Source organism: Kitasatospora sp. NPDC008050 (assembly GCF_042957465.1).
Classification (GTDB): Bacteria; Actinomycetota; Actinomycetes; order Streptomycetales; family Streptomycetaceae; genus Kitasatospora.
Genome location: NZ_JBIBIJ010000018.1, coordinates 165336 through 180164 on the forward strand (window position 1 = coordinate 165336; position 14829 = coordinate 180164).

12 protein-coding genes are annotated in these 14829 nt (G+C 74.0%); 7 read left to right on the plus strand and 5 right to left on the minus strand.

Going from position 1 to position 14829, the window contains the following annotated elements:
* Nucleotides 1-83 precede the first annotated feature (83 nt).
* Nucleotides 84-818: an alpha/beta fold hydrolase gene (locus tag ACFZB9_RS29225; RefSeq protein WP_391452050.1), complete on the plus strand. Its 735-nt coding sequence runs from the start codon at nucleotides 84-86 to the stop codon at nucleotides 816-818.
* On the opposite strand, the gene ACFZB9_RS29230 is transcribed toward ACFZB9_RS29225, so the two are convergent.
* Nucleotides 790-2058: an MFS transporter gene (locus ACFZB9_RS29230; protein ID WP_391452052.1), complete on the minus strand. Its 1269-nt coding sequence runs from the start codon at nucleotides 2056-2058 to the stop codon at nucleotides 790-792. The two genes, ACFZB9_RS29225 and ACFZB9_RS29230, sit on opposite strands and share 29 nt — an antisense overlap.
* 138 nt (nucleotides 2059-2196) lie before the next feature.
* Here ACFZB9_RS29230 and ACFZB9_RS29235 point away from each other — a divergent pair, with 138 nt between their 5' ends.
* Entirely contained in the window at nucleotides 2197-3024 is an 828-nt protein-coding gene (locus ACFZB9_RS29235) for a hypothetical protein (protein ID WP_391452054.1), read from the plus strand.
* A 62-nt stretch (nucleotides 3025-3086) separates the two neighbouring features.
* Here the strand turns inward: ACFZB9_RS29235 and ACFZB9_RS29240 are convergent, their stop codons facing one another.
* The 3 genes from ACFZB9_RS29240 to ACFZB9_RS29250 all read right to left on the minus strand — a co-directional run bounded on the left by ACFZB9_RS29240 (nucleotide 3087) and on the right by ACFZB9_RS29250 (nucleotide 5375).
* Nucleotides 3087-3332: a chaplin gene (locus tag ACFZB9_RS29240; protein WP_391452056.1), complete on the minus strand. Its 246-nt coding sequence runs from the start codon at nucleotides 3330-3332 to the stop codon at nucleotides 3087-3089.
* Between the two features lie 202 nt (nucleotides 3333-3534).
* Nucleotides 3535-4716, minus strand: a complete 1182-nt coding sequence (locus ACFZB9_RS29245) for a sensor histidine kinase (protein ID WP_391452058.1) — start codon at nucleotides 4714-4716, stop codon at nucleotides 3535-3537.
* Nucleotides 4713-5375 (minus strand): response regulator, encoded by a 663-nt coding sequence (locus tag ACFZB9_RS29250; RefSeq protein WP_391452060.1) that lies wholly within the window; start codon nucleotides 5373-5375, stop codon nucleotides 4713-4715. Before ACFZB9_RS29250 ends, ACFZB9_RS29245 begins: the two co-directional genes overlap by 4 nt.
* A gap of 185 nt (nucleotides 5376-5560) precedes the next feature.
* On the opposite strand from ACFZB9_RS29250, the gene ACFZB9_RS29255 reads away from it, so the two are divergent.
* Nucleotides 5561-7399, plus strand: a complete 1839-nt coding sequence (locus ACFZB9_RS29255) for a phosphatidylglycerol lysyltransferase domain-containing protein (RefSeq protein WP_391452062.1) — start codon at nucleotides 5561-5563, stop codon at nucleotides 7397-7399.
* A 227-nt stretch (nucleotides 7400-7626) separates the two neighbouring features.
* Nucleotides 7627-8385, plus strand: coding sequence for a hypothetical protein (locus tag ACFZB9_RS29260; protein ID WP_391452064.1), 759 nt, complete (start codon nucleotides 7627-7629; stop codon nucleotides 8383-8385).
* Between the two features lie 20 nt (nucleotides 8386-8405).
* On the opposite strand, the gene ACFZB9_RS29265 is transcribed toward ACFZB9_RS29260, so the two are convergent.
* Nucleotides 8406-11306: a SpoIIE family protein phosphatase gene (locus tag ACFZB9_RS29265; protein ID WP_391452065.1), complete on the minus strand. Its 2901-nt coding sequence runs from the start codon at nucleotides 11304-11306 to the stop codon at nucleotides 8406-8408.
* 341 nt (nucleotides 11307-11647) lie between these two features.
* Here ACFZB9_RS29265 and ACFZB9_RS29270 point away from each other — a divergent pair, with 341 nt between their 5' ends.
* Genes ACFZB9_RS29270 through ACFZB9_RS29280 form a run of 3 tightly spaced genes read left to right on the plus strand, consistent with a single transcriptional unit; the run spans nucleotide 11648 to nucleotide 14827 of the window.
* Nucleotides 11648-12868 carry a rhodanese-like domain-containing protein gene (locus tag ACFZB9_RS29270; RefSeq protein WP_391452067.1) on the plus strand — a complete coding sequence of 407 codons (1221 nt, stop codon included), beginning with the start codon at nucleotides 11648-11650 and terminating at the stop codon, nucleotides 12866-12868.
* A gap of 25 nt (nucleotides 12869-12893) precedes the next feature.
* The gene (locus ACFZB9_RS29275; protein ID WP_391452069.1) at nucleotides 12894-13544 is read left to right on the plus strand and encodes a DUF5819 family protein; all 651 of its coding nucleotides are present in this window, start codon (nucleotides 12894-12896) and stop codon (nucleotides 13542-13544) included.
* On the plus strand, nucleotides 13541-14827 hold the full coding sequence (locus tag ACFZB9_RS29280; RefSeq protein ID WP_391452071.1) for an HTTM domain-containing protein: 1287 nt from the start codon (nucleotides 13541-13543) through the stop codon (nucleotides 14825-14827). The genes ACFZB9_RS29275 and ACFZB9_RS29280 overlap by 4 nt, the downstream gene beginning before the upstream one ends.
* The last annotated feature ends 2 nt before the right edge of the window (nucleotides 14828-14829 follow it).

Consider the following 14829-nt stretch of genomic DNA (forward strand, 5'->3'; position numbering starts at 1 on the left):
TACCTCGCGCCGACCGGCCCTGCGGCGTACCCGCGACACTGGATGCTGAGCAGGCCGGTCCAAGGCAGGGCGAAGGAGTGCGGATGCGCGGGGTGCGGTGGCGGGTGCGGCCGGGCGGGGCCCGGGCGGTGGTGCTGGTGCTGCACGGGGGGCAGGTGGCCAGCATGGTGCCGGCCCGCCCCTGGCAGCCGGCGGCGGTGCGGATGCGCGGCTTCGTGGCGCCGCTGCTGCGGGCCACGGCCGGGCAGCGGCCGGCGGTGGGGCTGGTGCGCTACCGCTACCAGGGCTGGAACGGTGAGCGGGCCGATCCGGCCAAGGACGTGATGGCGGTGCTGGACGGGCTGGCGGCCGAGCTGGGCCCGGTGCCGGTGGTGCTGCTCGGCCACTCGATGGGCGGCCGGGCGGCGCTGCAGGCCGCGGGGCATCTGGCGGTGACCGGCGTGCTGGCGCTCGCGCCCTGGTGCCCGCCCGAGGACCCGTGCGAGCAACTGGCGGGCCGCACGCTGGTGACCCTGCACGGGGACCGCGACCGGGTGACGGATCCCGCCGCCACCGCGGACTTCGCGGCCCGGGCCCGGCAGGCCGGTGCGCGGGTGGCCGGGATCGAGGTGGCCGGCGGCGATCACGCGATGCTGCGCCGCTCGCGGGACTGGCACCTGGCGGCCGCCCGGCTGACCGCCGCGCTGCTCGGGGCGCGCCCGGCGCCGCCCGAGGTGGCGGCCGCCCTCGACCTGGCCGGCGCGGACCGGGACGGGCTGCGGATCCCGCTGCCGCACGGCCGTCGGCTGGTCAGTTTCGGCGCACCGAAGGAACGGTGAGCACCAGGCCGGTGGAGAGCAGCAGCCACAGGGCGCCGAAGCCGAGCACGGTGCTGGTGCCGAGGAGCCCGGCGGCGGGTCCGGCCGCGGCCAGGCCCAGCGGGCCCAGCGCGAAGGCACCCAGGCTGCCGTAGGCGGCGACTCTGGCCTGCGCGGCGGCCGGGATCAGCCGCTGCTCGGCGGTGGCGAACAGGGTGCCGTTGACCGCGGTGCCGACGCCGGCCACCAGCGCGCCCGCGCAGACCCAGGGCAGCGGGGCGCCGAGCGCCAGGGCGCCCGGGGGCAGCGCCCAGCCGGCCGAGGCGAGGGTGGCCAGCCGTACCGGGTGGGCGGGCCGGCGGCCCAGCAGGCCCAGCGAGGCGAACACCGAGCCGGCGCCGTAGGCCGCCATGATCAGGCCCCAGGACCCCGCGCCGCCCAGCCGCTGACCGGCGGTGGCCGGGCCGAGCACCAGGAACGGCGCCCAGAGCAGGAAGTTGAACAGGCAGATGTGCAGGCAGGTGACCCAGAACCAGCTGCGCGAGCGGAACTCGGTCCAGCCCGCGCGCAGGTCGGCCAGGTAGGACGGACCCGGCTCGCCGGCCGGCAGGCGCACCGTCAGCAGGGCGAGCGACCACACGCTCGCGGCGAAGCTGCCCGCGTCCAGCGCCAGCACGGCGCCGGGCCCGGCGGCGGCGGTGAGCAGCCCGGCGAGCGCGGGGCCCGCCACGGCGGCGGTGGACCGGGCCAGGGTGAGCAGGGTGTTCGCCTCGGTGAGCCGCCCGGGCGGGGAGAGCCGCGGGATCAGCGCGGTCAGCGCCGGGGTGAACACCGCCTCGCCCGCGCCGCCGACCGCCGCGAGCAGCAGGATCGCCCAAAACGGGGCGTGGCCGGTCAGCAGCAGGAGGGCGAAGGCGCCCTGGCTCAGGGCGCGCAAGAGGTCGGCGGCCAGCATCACCCGCCGGCTGCCGAGCCGGTCGGCCGCGACGCCGCCGGCCAGCAGGACCAGCACCAGCGGCAGGATCCGGGCGGTCAGCACCCAGCCGAGCCGGTCGGCGCCGCCCGGGCCGTGCAGCACCGCGAAGGCGAGCGCCACCGGAGCCATCGCGGAGCCGAGCAGCGAGAGGGCGTAGCCGGGGAAGAAGACGCGGAATTCGCGGTCCGTGCGCAGCGGGTCGAGGCCGGATCGAAGGCCCTGGCACAGGGCGTGCTGAAAGAGGGCGCGCACGATTCTGCGGCGCCCGTCGAGAGCGGTCGTCATGCTCAGCAGAGTGCCCGTCAGTTCGGCTCCGGCACAAGGCTTTACCGGACTAGAATTGAGTGATGCCGAGTCAATTTCCGACAATGCCGGAACTGGCGCAGTAAATCCGCGATGAACTGCGAGAACAGGGAGAAATCGGTGGCTGATTTACTGCGGGAACCGGTCGAGTACGCGGTGGCGGTCGAGCGCTATCTGGCGGCGGCGGGGATCGGCGTCGAATCCCGTCGGGTCTACCGGATCGCGCTGGCCGGCTGGGCCTGGGCGCTGGCCGACCGTCCGGTGCCCAGCGGCGCCGGCCGGCGCCGGGCCCAGCCGCCGGTGCTGCCGCTGGCCCTGCTGGACGACCCGCGCACCCCTGGCCGGTTGGGCGCGCACTTCGCCGCTCGCTCGGCCCGGGCGCGCACCGCCAACCGGGAGCTGTCCGCGCTGCGCGGCGCGCTCGCCTGGTGGCGGGCCCAGGGCTGGCTGCGGACCGACCCGACCGCCGGCCTTGCGCCCGCCGCGCTGCCCGGGGACGCGCCCGCGGCGCTGACCCCGGATCAGGTGGCGGCGGTGCTGGCGCTGGCCGCACCGCTGCGTGACCAGGTCTGCTGGCACCTGGTGTACGAGTCCAACGCCTCGATCGAGCGGCTGCTGGCCCTGGACGTCGGCGACATCGACGTCTCGGGGCGGCGCGGGCGTGGCCGGGCGGACGGGCTGCGCTGGGGGTCGGGGGCGGCCCGGCTGCTGCCGCTGCTGCTGGTCAGCCGGGCCGGTGGGCCGCTGCTGCTGACCGATCGGCGCGCGCCGGCCGGCACGCCGACGGTGGACCGCTGCCCGTTGACCGGGCGCGGGCGGCTCTCCTACCGCCGGGCCGCCGAGCTCTTCACGGCCGCGACCGGCGCCCTCGATCCGGCGGGGCGCGGCTGGACACTGCGCCAGCTGCGGCTGGCCGGTACCGCCCGGCGCACCTCACCACAGCGGTAGCCGCCCGGACAGCAGAGGGCCGGCCCCGCCCCGAGGGGCGGAGCCGGCCGAGGTACGCGGCGTCAGCCGTTGGTGCAGGTGTTCCCGATTGCCGGGTTGAGCAGGCCGATCACGTCGATCGAGTTGCCGCAGAGGTTGATCGGGATGTTGACCGGAATCTGGATCACGTTGCCGGACAGGATGCCGGGCGAGCCGATCGCCGTGCCGACGGCAGTAGCGGAGTTGTCGGCCGAGGCGGCACCGGCGCCGCCCAGCACCAGCGCACCGGTGGCGCAGGCGAGGGCGATAGCCCTGCGGAAGTCCTTCATGGGGGTGTCTCCATTCCTTGCCGGATAGAAGAGGGGCAGACGAGAGCACTTCCGATCAGCACTGACCGAAAGTGTCCTCGGGCTACTCTTCGGCTTCGATCCCCCGCGGAACGGTGACGCAGCCGGAAAGTCACCCGCAGTCACCCGCACGGCGGAGCAACCGGCCTGATAACCGCACTCGTCCGGCCCTATCCGCGCCCGCTCACCCACGCCCGCTGGGCAACTCCGCGCGGACCACGAAGCCGCGGTCGGTGGTGGGCCCCGCGGTCAGCCGACCGCCGAGCAGTTGGGCCCGCTCGCGCAGCCCGACCAGTCCGTGCCCGCCGCCGGGCAGGGCCGGGCCGCCGTCCGGGGGGCCGTCGGCGGGCCCGTTGCGCACCTCCACCAGCAGCTGGGCGCCCTGCTCGGTGACCGCGATCCGCACCGCGGCCCCCGGCGCGTGCTTGCGGATGTTGGTCAGCGCCTCCTGCACCGTGCGGTACGCGGCGCGCTGCACGGCCTCGGGCCACTCCCGCTCGCCCGGGGCCAGCTCGACCTCGCCGTCGGGCAGGCCGCTGTCCTCGATCAGCCGCGGCAGGTCGGCCAGCCGGGGCTGCGGCGCGAGCGGCGGCCCGCTCGGCTCGGCGGACCCCGGCAGGCCCGCGCCGCCGGCCGCGCGCAGCACCCCGACCATCTGCCGCAGCTCCTGCAGCGTGCGCACCGACAGCTCCCGGATGGTCTGCGCGGTGCGCTCGGCGTTCGGATCGGTGGTGGACACCTGCAGCCCGCCCGCCTGCACGCTGATCAGGCTCACCTGGTGCGAGACCACGTCGTGCATCTCGCGGGCCAGCCGGGCCCGCTCGGTGGCCAGCACCCGCTCGGCCAGCAGCCGGGCCTCGCGCCGCTGGCCGCGGGTCAGCTCGGTCAGCCGCAGGGTCAGCTCCCGCCGGGTGCGGGCCAGCATGCCCAGCGCCACCGGGGCGGTGCCCAGCAGCAGCGACTGCATCAGGGCCAGCCCGTTGGTCTGGGTGAGCGCGACCGGATCGATCCCGGAGTTCTGCCCGGAGACCGACCAGGTGAAGTAGTCGGCCAGCGCGAAGGCGCTCGCGCAGAGCACCGGCACCAGCGGCCGGCGCCGGGCGGCCGTCACCGAGTACAGCGCGGTGATCGGGGCCAGCCAGCTCTCGGTGAAGAAGGTGCCGGGCAGGGCGAGCAGCATCGAGACCACGGGGTAGCGCAGCCGCAGCAGCAGGCCCAGGGCGGCCACGCAGTTGAGCGCGTTCTTCCACCAGACCGTGTCGCGGTCCAGCAGCCAGCTCTCCAGCAGTGCGTAGGCCACCGGGACGAACAGGGCCAGTCGGTGCCGGGCGGTCGGCGAGAGCCTGCGCCAGAGGTCCTGGATCACTGCCCGGTCGGCCGTACGAGTCCGGCGCGGTGCGCGATCACGGCGGCCTGCACCCGGTTCGCCGCTCCCAGCTTGCTGAGGATCGCGCTGATGTGGTCCTTGACCGTGCCGGTGCCGAGGAAGAGCCGGTCGGCGATCTCGGCGTTGGCCAGGCCCTCGCCGAGCAGCGCCAGCACGTCCAGCTCGCGCCCGGTCAGCGAGCGGACCAGGGTCAGCGCCGCCGCGTCCGGGCCGCCGCCCTCCACGAAGCCGCCGATCACGGTGCGGGTCACCGCCGGCGAGAGCATGCTGCCGCCGGCCGCCAGGATCCGCACCGCGTGCACCAGCTGGTCCGGCGCGGTGTCCTTGAGCAGGAAGCCGGCCGCCCCGGCCCGCAGCGCGGTGCCGATGTACTCGTCGGTGTCGAAGGTGGTGAGCATCGAGACGGCCGGTGGCTCCGGCAGCGCCCGCAGCTGGCGCAGCACCGAGATGCCGTCCAGGTCGGGCATCCGGACGTCGAGCAGCACCACGTGCGGCTTGAGCCGCCGCACCAGGTCCTCGGCCTCGCCGCCCGAACAGCCGCCGACCAGTTCCAGGTCGGGGGCCGATCCGACGATCAGCCCGAGACCCGAGCGGACCAGCAGCTCGTCGTCCACGATCAGCACCCGGATCGCCGTCACGATCCCTCCTTAGCTCCTTGCTCGCAGACGAGCCTAGGACGTCGAACGGTTCTCACCCCCGCCGATCGGCGGGGTGGGAATCGGCTGCCCGGTTCACGCGGATCTCCGCCGGGCTGCGCCACGATTGATGACACTCCACCAGCAGTGCGGATGCGCCGCCGGATCCGATCGTTTGGAATTGAGCTGTGTCGACCACCACCAAGCAGCCGTCGCCGGCTGCCCCGGCCGCGCCCCGAGCCGGTCTGCTGCCCCGGCTGCGGCCGCTCGCCGCGACCGGCACGGTCTGGTACCTGCGGCTGATCGCGCTGGTCAATGTGCTCGCGGTGGTGGTCACACCCTTCCGTGACTCGGTGCAGCACCACAACGAGGGACAGTTTTTCACGCCCTATCTGATGACCTCCGGGCTGGCCAGCGCGGTGCTCTCGATCTTCCTCGCGGTGGCGATGCGCCGGCGCAAGCGGGCCGCCTGGATCTTCAACTTCGCCCTGGGCGGGCTGACCTTCCTGCTGTACGTGCTGGCCCTGGTGTTCCCCGGCAGCGATCACTACGACAAGCACGGGTTCAACTACTTCTCCACCGTGCTGACCGGACTGTTCATGCTCTGCCTGATGGTCGGCCGCAAGGAGTTCACCTCCAAGGGCGACCGGTCCAACCCGCTGACGGCGGTGGCCACCTTCATCGGCGGGCTGGCGCTGGGCGGCGTGGTCGGGGCGCTGCTGGTCGGCCTCAACAACCGGCTGTCGGGCGCCGACTTCGGGGACGAGTTCCGCTACGCGGTAGGCCGGATGGTCACCGTCACCCCCTCGGACCGGCTGCTGGACGTGATCGACGTCCCCAACTGGCTGAACGCCTTCATCAACGCGATGGGCGCGGTGCTCTTCCTGCTGGTGCTCTACGTCGCCTTCCGCAGCCCGCGCGGCAAGGAGCTGCTCACCGCCGAGGACGAGGCGAAGCTGCGCGCGCTGCTGGACAAGCAGGGCGAGCGGGACTCGCTGGGCTACTTCGCGCTGCGCCGGGACAAGGCGGTGAAGTTCTCGCCGACCGGCAAGGCGGCGGTCACCTACCGGGTGGTCGGCGGGGTCTCGCTGGCCTCCGGCGACCCGATCGGCGACCCGGAGGCCTGGCCGGGCGCCATCGACGCCTGGCTGGCCGAGGCCCGCGAGCACGCCTGGGCGCCGGCCGTGATGGGCGCCTCCGAGGAGGCCGGGGTGATCTACGCCCGGCACGGCCTGGACGCCCTGGAGCTGGGGGACGAGGCGATCGTCGAGCTGGACGAGTTCTCGCTGGACGGCCGGGCGATGCGCGGGGTCCGGCAGGCCTACAACCGGATCAAGCGGGCCGGCTACACGGTGCGCATCCGCCGGCACGAGGAGATCCCCGAGGCCGAGATGGCCGACCTGCTGAGCAAGGCCGACCTGTGGCGGGACGGGCAGACCGAGCGCGGCTTCTCGATGGCGCTGGGCCGGCTGGGCGATCCCGCCGACGGGCGCTGCGTGATGCTGGAGTGCCACGACGCGGACGGCGCGCTGCGGGCGGTGCTCAGCTTCGTGCCGTGGGGGCCGGGCGGCCTGTCGCTGGACCTGATGCGTCGCGACCGGGACACCGAGAACGGCCTGATCGAGTTCATGGTGATCGAACTCCTGGAGAAGGGGGCGGCGGAGCAGAACCTGAAGCGGGTCTCGCTCAACTTCGCGATGTTCCGCTCGGTCTTCGAGCGCGGCTCGCGGCTGGGCGCGGGGCCGGTGCTGCGGCTGTGGCGCGCGGTGCTGGGCTTCTTCTCCCGCTGGTGGCAGATCGAGTCGCTGTACCGGGCCAACGCCAAGTACCGGCCGATCTGGGAACCGCGCTACCTGCTCTTCGAGAAGAGCAGCGAGATTCCCCGGATCGGCATCGCCAGCGCCCGGGCCGAGGGGTTCATCACCGCACCGAGCCTCCCCTCGCTCTTCCGTCGTCGGCACACTCGCTCCGCCCTGCCGGGCGCGACCGCGGCGCTGCCCACGGCGGAAGGCGGCGGGAAGGGGTAGCCCTCCGCCGGGGGGCGGAGGGGACCCGCAGGGCAACCCCTGATAACCGGTCGGTCACACCCCTGAGATCAGTAAGTGCGATATCCCACTTGAGGATGAGTGGAATATGGGTATGAGGGGCGAGTCGGACGATGTTGAATCTGCCTAGGCTGGATCTGTACCCGGGCGGGTGAACCTCTTCCAGGCCGGATATATCTACGAGAGAGAAACGGACGAGAGAGGCAGTCGTGGACCAGAGGACCCACACGGGGGACGAGCGACGAGGGTGGTCGGTGCCGGTGCGCCGGGCCGTCGTCGCCGAGTGGGGAACATTGTTCGGCACCATCCGGGATCAGGTGGCGCGCAAGCGTTTCGCGTCCATTCCGCTGGCGGTCGGTGCGACGTTCCTGATCCTCCTGTTCAGCATTGTTCAGCACCTGCCCGGCGGCGAGGCCTTCGTCACCCGGATCGGGGTCGTCAAGGCCGGGCTGCCGCTCGACGTCTCGCTGCTGCGCACCCCGCTCTCGCTCTACGTTCCCGCGCTGGACCTGCCGGTCTGGGGCGCGCTCGCGCAGGTCCTGCTGGTCTTCGGGATCGCCGAGATCGTGCTCGGCCGCAAGGCCACGCTCTTCATCGCCTACGCCTGCACCCTGGCCGGCACCCTGTACGCCCGGATCGGGCTGCAGATCGGCCCCGACCACCTGTTCGGCTTCGCCGGCAAGGTGGCGTACATGCGGGACACCGGGCCGTCGGCGGCCGTGGTGGCGCTGGCGGTCTGCATCGCCTGGAAGACCCGGGCCTGGTTCACCGGGGCCCTGGTGGTGGCGACCATGGTCGGCGAGGCCGTGGTGCTGCCCAACCTGGCCGGTCTGGAGCACGTGGTGGCGATCATCACCGCGGTGCTGATCGCGGCCACCGGCGAGGTCTTCGGCAGCTACTGGCCGCGGGTGCTCAACGGGGTCGGGGCGGCCACGCTGATCAGCGCCGAGCGGCGGCGCACCGCCTGACCGCCTGACCGCCTGACCGCTCAGCCGCGCGGCAGCGACTGCTCGAACCAGACCACCTTGCCGACCGCCTTGCGGGCGGTGCCCCAGCGCTCGGCGAGCTTGCTGACGAGGTTGAGGCCGCGCCCGTTCTCGTCCATCGACTCGGCCGGCTCCAGCGAGGGCAGGTTGTGGTTGTCGTCGCTGACCTCGACCAACAGCTTGTCCACCCGGATCAGCTGGAGCTGGACGTAGTCCCGGGCCACCCGGACCGCGTTCGTGACCAGCTCGCTCACCAGCAGCTCGGTGGTGTCGCTGAGCGCGGTCAGCTGCCAGGCGGCCAGCTGGTCGCGGACCAGCCGGCGGGCCCGGCGCACCTCGGAGCGGTCGACCGCCAGCGTCCAGGTGGCCACCTCGGTCTCCGCCACCCCGTCGAAGCGGGCCACCAGCAGCGCCACGTCGTCCTTGCGGTCATCCGAGTGCAGCCGCTCCAGCACCGTGTCACAGGCCTCGTCCGGCGTCCGCTTGGGGTCGATCAGGTTCCCGCAGAGTGCCGCCAGGCCGGCTCCTATGTCGCCACCGCGCACCTCGACCAGGCCGTCGGTGCACATCACCAGCATCGAACCGTCGACCACGTCGATCTTCTTGGCGACGAACGGCACCCCGCCCACCCCGATCGGGGCGCCGGCCGGGATCTCCAGCAGCTCGCCGGTGCCGTCCGGGTGGACCAGCACCGGCGGCACGTGGCCGGCGCTGGCGAGCTCGCAGGTGCGGTTGATCGGGTCGTAGACCGCGTACAGGCAGGTGGCCAGGTGGTCGTCGCCGATCTTCTGGGCCAGGTTGTCCAGGTGGCGCAGCAGCTGGCCGGGCGGCAGGTCGAGCGCGGCCAGGGTCTGCATGGCGGTGCGGAAGCGGCCCATCGCGGCGGCCGAGTGCAGGCCGTGGCCCATCACGTCGCCGACCACCAGGGCTACCCGGCTGCCGGGCAGCTGGATCGCGTCGAACCAGTCGCCGCCGACCTCGGCGCGACGGTCACCGGGCAGGTAGCGGTGGGCGATCTGGACGCCGGGGATCCGCGGCGGGCGGGTCGGGATCATCGAGCGCTGCAGGGTGGTGGCCATCTTGGACTCGGCCCGGTGCAGCCGGGCGTTGTCCAGCGAGAGCGCGGCGCGGGCGGCCAGCTCCAGCAGGGTGGCCGCGTCGGCCTCGTCGAAGGGCGCCCGGTCGGGCAGCCGCAGCAGCTTGAGGATGCCGAGCACGGTGCCGCGGGCGGAGAGCGGCAGCACCAGCATCGAGCGGCCGGAGACCACCGGGACCAGGCTCGGGCCGCCGCCCAGCGCGGCCGCGTAGTCGACGGCCAGCTCCGGTTTGACCACCGGGACCAGCACCGCCTGGTTGCGCTGCAGGGCCATGCCCGGCGGGGTGCTGCGCGGCATCGCCATCAGCGCGCCCTCCTCCAGCACGTGCGCCCAGCAGCCGGCGGACTCGTGGAAGCTGCGGGCCACCCGGCGCAGCATGGTGTCGTCGTCCGGCAGCTCCTCGGGCAGCTCGGCATCCGAGATCAGCCGGTCCAGCAGGTCCACGCAGGCGAAGTCGGCCACCCGCGGCACCAGGACCTGGCACAGCTCGCGGGCGGTGGTGTCCAGGTCCAGGGTGGTGCCGACCTTGCCGCCGACCTCGTTCAGCAGGGCGAGCTGCTCGCCGGCCTGGCCGTTGATCAGCAGCGGGGCCAGCTGGTCGGCGAGCGGCTGGGTGGTGAGCCCCGCACCGTTCACGCCCGGCGACTGTGACGGGGACGGGGACGGGGACTGTGACGGGGGTGAGATCGCAGGCGTGGCGGCGGTGGCGGGGGCGGGCACGGCGGCGGGGCGCTGCTCGGTCGTCAGGGGGGCTCCCGGGCTCGGTGCGGGGCCCGGGGCCGCCGGGCGCGGGGCCGGTAGCCCGGCGGAGGGTGCCCGGCCGGACGGTGGACCGGCGCCGTCCGGCCGGGCACCCTCCGCCGGCCGCGGTTCGGGGAGAACCCGCAGGCCCGGCGAGCCGCCCTGGGCCTGCGGCGGGGCGTACCCCCGGGCCGCGGCGGAGCGCTGCTGCGCCGTCGGGTAGCGGCGCCCGAGCCCGGCCGCCAGCTGGGCCACCCCGCCGGCCAGCGGCTCGTACGGGACGACCGGCAGCCGGGTGCCGGCGTCCACCCAGAGCGCGGGCGCACCGGCGGCGGCGATCCCGCGCAGCAGCCCGCGCAGCCGGGTGGTGCCGAGCCTGGGCAGCAGCGGGGCGAGCGCGGACGCCGAGCCGGGGGTGGTCGAGCCCAGCGTGGCCGAGATCCGGTGGAACCCGCCGGCCTCCGCGCGCGGGGCGCCCCAGTCGTCCGTGTCGGTGGCCGCGTACGGCAGCAGGCGGCGGCCGATCGCGATCCGCGGGCCGCGCATCCGCAGCGGGCGGGCGTCGGCGGCCAGCACCAGCAGACTCCGGCCGTCCGGCTCGACCAGCGGGTAGGCCCACCACAGGATCGAGCGGGCCCGCTCCTCGCGGTCGGTGACCGCCAGGGGGCCGGCCCAGGCGCCCACGGTGGTCAGATCGTCCAGGGTGTCGAAGGCGTCGCCGCGGCGGCCGGCGGCGGCGACGCCCGGCCGCAGGCTCGGGACGGTGGGCAGCAGCCCGCGCGCGGTGCGGCCCTGGACCGCCTCGGTGCGGTGGCCGAACAGCTCCTCGGCGCCGCGGTTCCACAGCGCGATCCGGCCGTCGGGGTCGACCAGCACGGCCGCCAGCCGCACCATGGCCACCACGCCCGAGGGCTGGTCAATGGCCTGCTCGGGGTCGAGCGGCGCGGGGATGAGGGGCGCGGGGGCGACGAGCGGCGTGGGGACGAGAGGGGCAGCCGCGATCGCGCCCGGCGCACTGGGCTGCTCCGCGGAGGTGTCCGCGGTGGAGTTCGGGTCGTCCGCCATGGGCTTCGTGATCGCTCCCGCCTGTCCCGTCGTGATGGGGCCCACCATCTGCCGGACCCTCTTAGCGAAGCACGGACCGGGCCCGGGCCGGTACCGAAACGGCCAGATTCGTCAGTATCAGTTGCGTGTCACCCAGCGTGCGCCCTGTCGCACCCTCTGTCCATCAATTTCGGTGGCCGGATTTCGCCGTCCTCGGCGCGCCTGGCGTCCGAGCCCGTCCCCGGTAGGCTCGACGCGGTCCGGGGCGTGCAACCGGGTGGCCCGGCCGACAGAGTTGACGAACGACAGAGCTGACGAAGCTGACGACGACGGATGATGAGCGAGGCGAGCAGGTGACCGCGATGAGCCCCGTCCGCTGGGCGGACCCGGAGCGGCAGCGGCTGGAAGAGCGGGTCGCGGCCACCGAGTTGGCCTGGCTGACGCTGGAGGTCGAGGTCGAGACCCTGCGGGTCGAGATCGACAACTTCGCGCTCATCCACCATGAGCGGCTCGGCCCGCTCTACGCCAGGATCGACGAGCTGGAGGCGCTGGTCGCCGAGGCCGTGGCGGCGCGCACCGGCAGCCCCGAGGACCTGTGCCGGGCCGTGGACGCGCGCCGCTTGGTGGACGAACTGCCCGACCTGGACGCCCTGTTCGACAGCGTGCGGCAGGCCGAGGAGCGGGCGTCGCAGGCGGTCGGCGAATCCGACGAAGCGGGCGGGCCGGCCGGCGCGGAGCAGCGGCCGCGCCGGGTGCGCCCCGGCAAGGAGGCCCAGCGGCTCTACCGCGAGTTGGCCCGCCGGGCCCACCCCGACCTGTCCACCGACCCGGCCGAGCAGGAGCGCCGCTCCGCGTTCATCGCCCGGGCCAACGAGGCCTACGCACGCGGGGACGCGGCAGCGCTGGAGGTGCTGACCGAGGAGTGGTCCACCGCGCCGGAGTCCGCGCCCGAGTGGGACGCGCCGGACCGCGGTGAGTGGCTGCTCCAGCGTCTCGAGTGGCTGAGCGCGCGGATCACCGAGCTCGCCACCGAGCAGGTCCGGCTGGAGGGCACCGCGATGGGCTCGCTGCTGGCGCTGGCGCCGGGCGACCCGGACCAGCTGCTGGCCGAGCTGGCCGAGCAGCTGCTGGCCAAGGCCGCCGCGCAGCAGCAGGAACTGACCCGGCTGCTGGCGGTGGACAATGGGGCACCGACCCCGGCACCCAGGCCGTCGTCCGTACCCAGGCCGTCGTCGAACCACCAGGAGAGCCCGAGCATGTTCCAGCAGATCCCCACCGTCCAGGTCGAGAACCTCCCCGCCGACGCGGTGCTGATCGACGTGCGCGAGCAGGACGAGTGGGACGCGGGCCACGCCGAGGGCGCGCTGCACATCCCGATGAGCCAGTTCACGGCCCGCCTCGACGAGGTGCCCGAGGCGCCGCTGTACGTGGTCTGCCGGGTCGGCGGCCGCTCCGCCCAGGTCGTGCAGTACTTGGTGAACCAGGAGCGCCAGGCCTTCAACGTGGACGGCGGCATGTTCGCCTGGGCACAGGCGGGACGCCCGATGGTGAGCGGTTCGGGCGAAGAGGCGTACGTGCTGTAACTCCACAGGAGGGGAGGCAGGCCCGATGGCCGACCAGGAGGTGGTGCGCTCCGGCATGCCCGGGCGCGCCTGGTCGCCGCCCGCGCTCGCGGTGCTGGCGACCGCCGCGGTGGTGCTGCTGAGCGGCACCGTCGTCTTCCTCGGTGCGCTCTTCCTGAGCGTGGCACCCCCCAACTCGCTCTCCCAGCGCTACCAGGACCAGGTGAACGGCCTGGTCTACCCGGAGTTCGAGCAGAACTGGAAGCTCTTCGCCCCCGACCCGCTGCAGCAGAACATCAGCGTCGACGTCCGGGCGCGCACGGCCGACGGGGACGGGAACTGGGTGGACCTGACGGCCCAGGACATCGCCGCCGTGCGCGGCAACCCTTTCCCCAGCCACGCCGACCAGAACCTGCTGCGCCGGGCCTGGGACTTCTACGACAGCACCCACAACGCGCAGGACGAGAGCCCGATCGGCACCCGCGGCCGGCTCTCCGAGGAGTACCTCAAGCGGATCGCGCTGCAGCGGATCGGCCCGACGCTGCTGGGTTCCGCGATCACCGGCATCGAAGTCCGCTCCGCGACGGTGGCGGTGGCCGCGCCGCCGTGGAGCACCCAGCACTGGTCCACCGATCCCCAGTACCGCCAGTTGCCCTGGTGGCCGGTGAGCACCGTGGACTACCGGGGGCTGTCATGACCGGTCAGCCGGAGACCGAGGGCCTGCTGACCGGGATCCCGCGCCAGGGCGGGCCGGTGGCCGAGGACCACGAGCCGCCCCGCCCGGTGCCGCCCGCCCCGCGCCCGAACCTGGCCGGGCAGCTCGGCGGCGCCCTGCTGGCCGGCTTCACCGCGCTGACCGCCCGGCCGCTGGCCGGCTACCAGGCCGCCGTGGTGCGGATCGGCTTCGCGCTGACCTTCACCCTGCAGCTGTTGCGCGAGTGGCCGCACCGCCGCGAGCTGTACGGCGACCGGTCCCCGTGGAGTCCGCAGCTGGCCCGCGATCTGGTGGGCGAGACGCATGCCTTCACGGTGCTGCTCTGGCGCGACGAGCGCTGGTGGTTCGAGAGCTGTTACCTGCTGGCGATCCTGGCCGGGGTGCTGCTGCTGCTCGGCTGGCGGACCAGGTTCAGCTCGGTGCTCTTCCTGGTGGCCGTGGTCTCGGTGCAGAACCGCAACGTGCTGGTGGGCGACGGCGGGGACAACATCATCCACCTGATGGCGATCTACCTGGTCTTCACCCGGTGCGCGAGCGTCTGGTCGCTGGACGCCCGGCGGCTGGCCCGCCGTGGCGCTCGCGGTGGTGGCGGCGCCGGTGGTGGCGGCGCCGGTGGGGGAGGCGATCCGGTCGGGGTGCTGCTCTGGCTGCTCTGCGGCGCACTGCTGACGGCCGCTCAGCTCACCGGGCACATCGGCTGGGGCGGGGACGGCTGGCCGGGCGTCGGCTGGGCGGTGCTCTTCTGGGTGCTGTGGGCCTTCGCCGGCCTCTGGTACGCCGTCGAGCGCTGGTGGCCCGCGGGCGAGCCGCGCGCGGTGCTGGACGCGCTGGCCACCATGCTGCACCACTGCGCGATGCTGGTGATCGCCGCGCAGGTGGTGCTGGTGTACGCCACGGCGGGCTGGTACAAGGTGCAGGGCTCGCGCTGGCAGGACGGCTCCGCGCTCTACTACCCGCTGCACCTGGACTACTTCACCCCTTGGCCGGGCCTGTCGGCGCTGCTGGGCGGCAGCGCGGTCCTGGTCTTCCTGCTCTCCTACGGCACCGTCGCGGTGCAGGTCGCCTTCCCCTTCACGCTGGTGAACCGGCGGGTGAAGAACGTGCTGCTGGGGATGATGATCGCCGAGCACCTGGCGATCGCGGTCCTGCTCGGCCTGCCGTTCTTCTCGCTGGCGATGGTCGCGGCGGACGCCGTCTTCCTGCCCACCGGCGCGCTGCGCCGGGTCGGTGCGTGGGCGGGTAAGTGGGCGCGGCCGGACACCTAGAC

Bases quoted from the DNA above. Each gene is read 5' to 3' on its own strand.
- ACFZB9_RS29225 (WP_391452050.1), top strand. From the start codon at position 84: ATGCGCGGGGTGCGGTGGCGGGTGCGGCCGGGCGGGGCCCGGGCGGTG.
- ACFZB9_RS29230 (WP_391452052.1), bottom strand. From the start codon at position 2,058: ATGACGACCGCTCTCGACGGGCGCCGCAGAATCGTGCGCGCCCTCTTT.
- ACFZB9_RS29240 (WP_391452056.1), bottom strand. From the start codon at position 3,332: ATGAAGGACTTCCGCAGGGCTATCGCCCTCGCCTGCGCCACCGGTGCG.
- ACFZB9_RS29265 (WP_391452065.1), bottom strand. From the start codon at position 11,306: ATGGCGGACGACCCGAACTCCACCGCGGACACCTCCGCGGAGCAGCCC.
- ACFZB9_RS29270 (WP_391452067.1), top strand. From the start codon at position 11,648: ATGAGCCCCGTCCGCTGGGCGGACCCGGAGCGGCAGCGGCTGGAAGAG.
- ACFZB9_RS29275 (WP_391452069.1), top strand. From the start codon at position 12,894: ATGGCCGACCAGGAGGTGGTGCGCTCCGGCATGCCCGGGCGCGCCTGG.
- ACFZB9_RS29280 (WP_391452071.1), top strand. From the start codon at position 13,541: ATGACCGGTCAGCCGGAGACCGAGGGCCTGCTGACCGGGATCCCGCGC.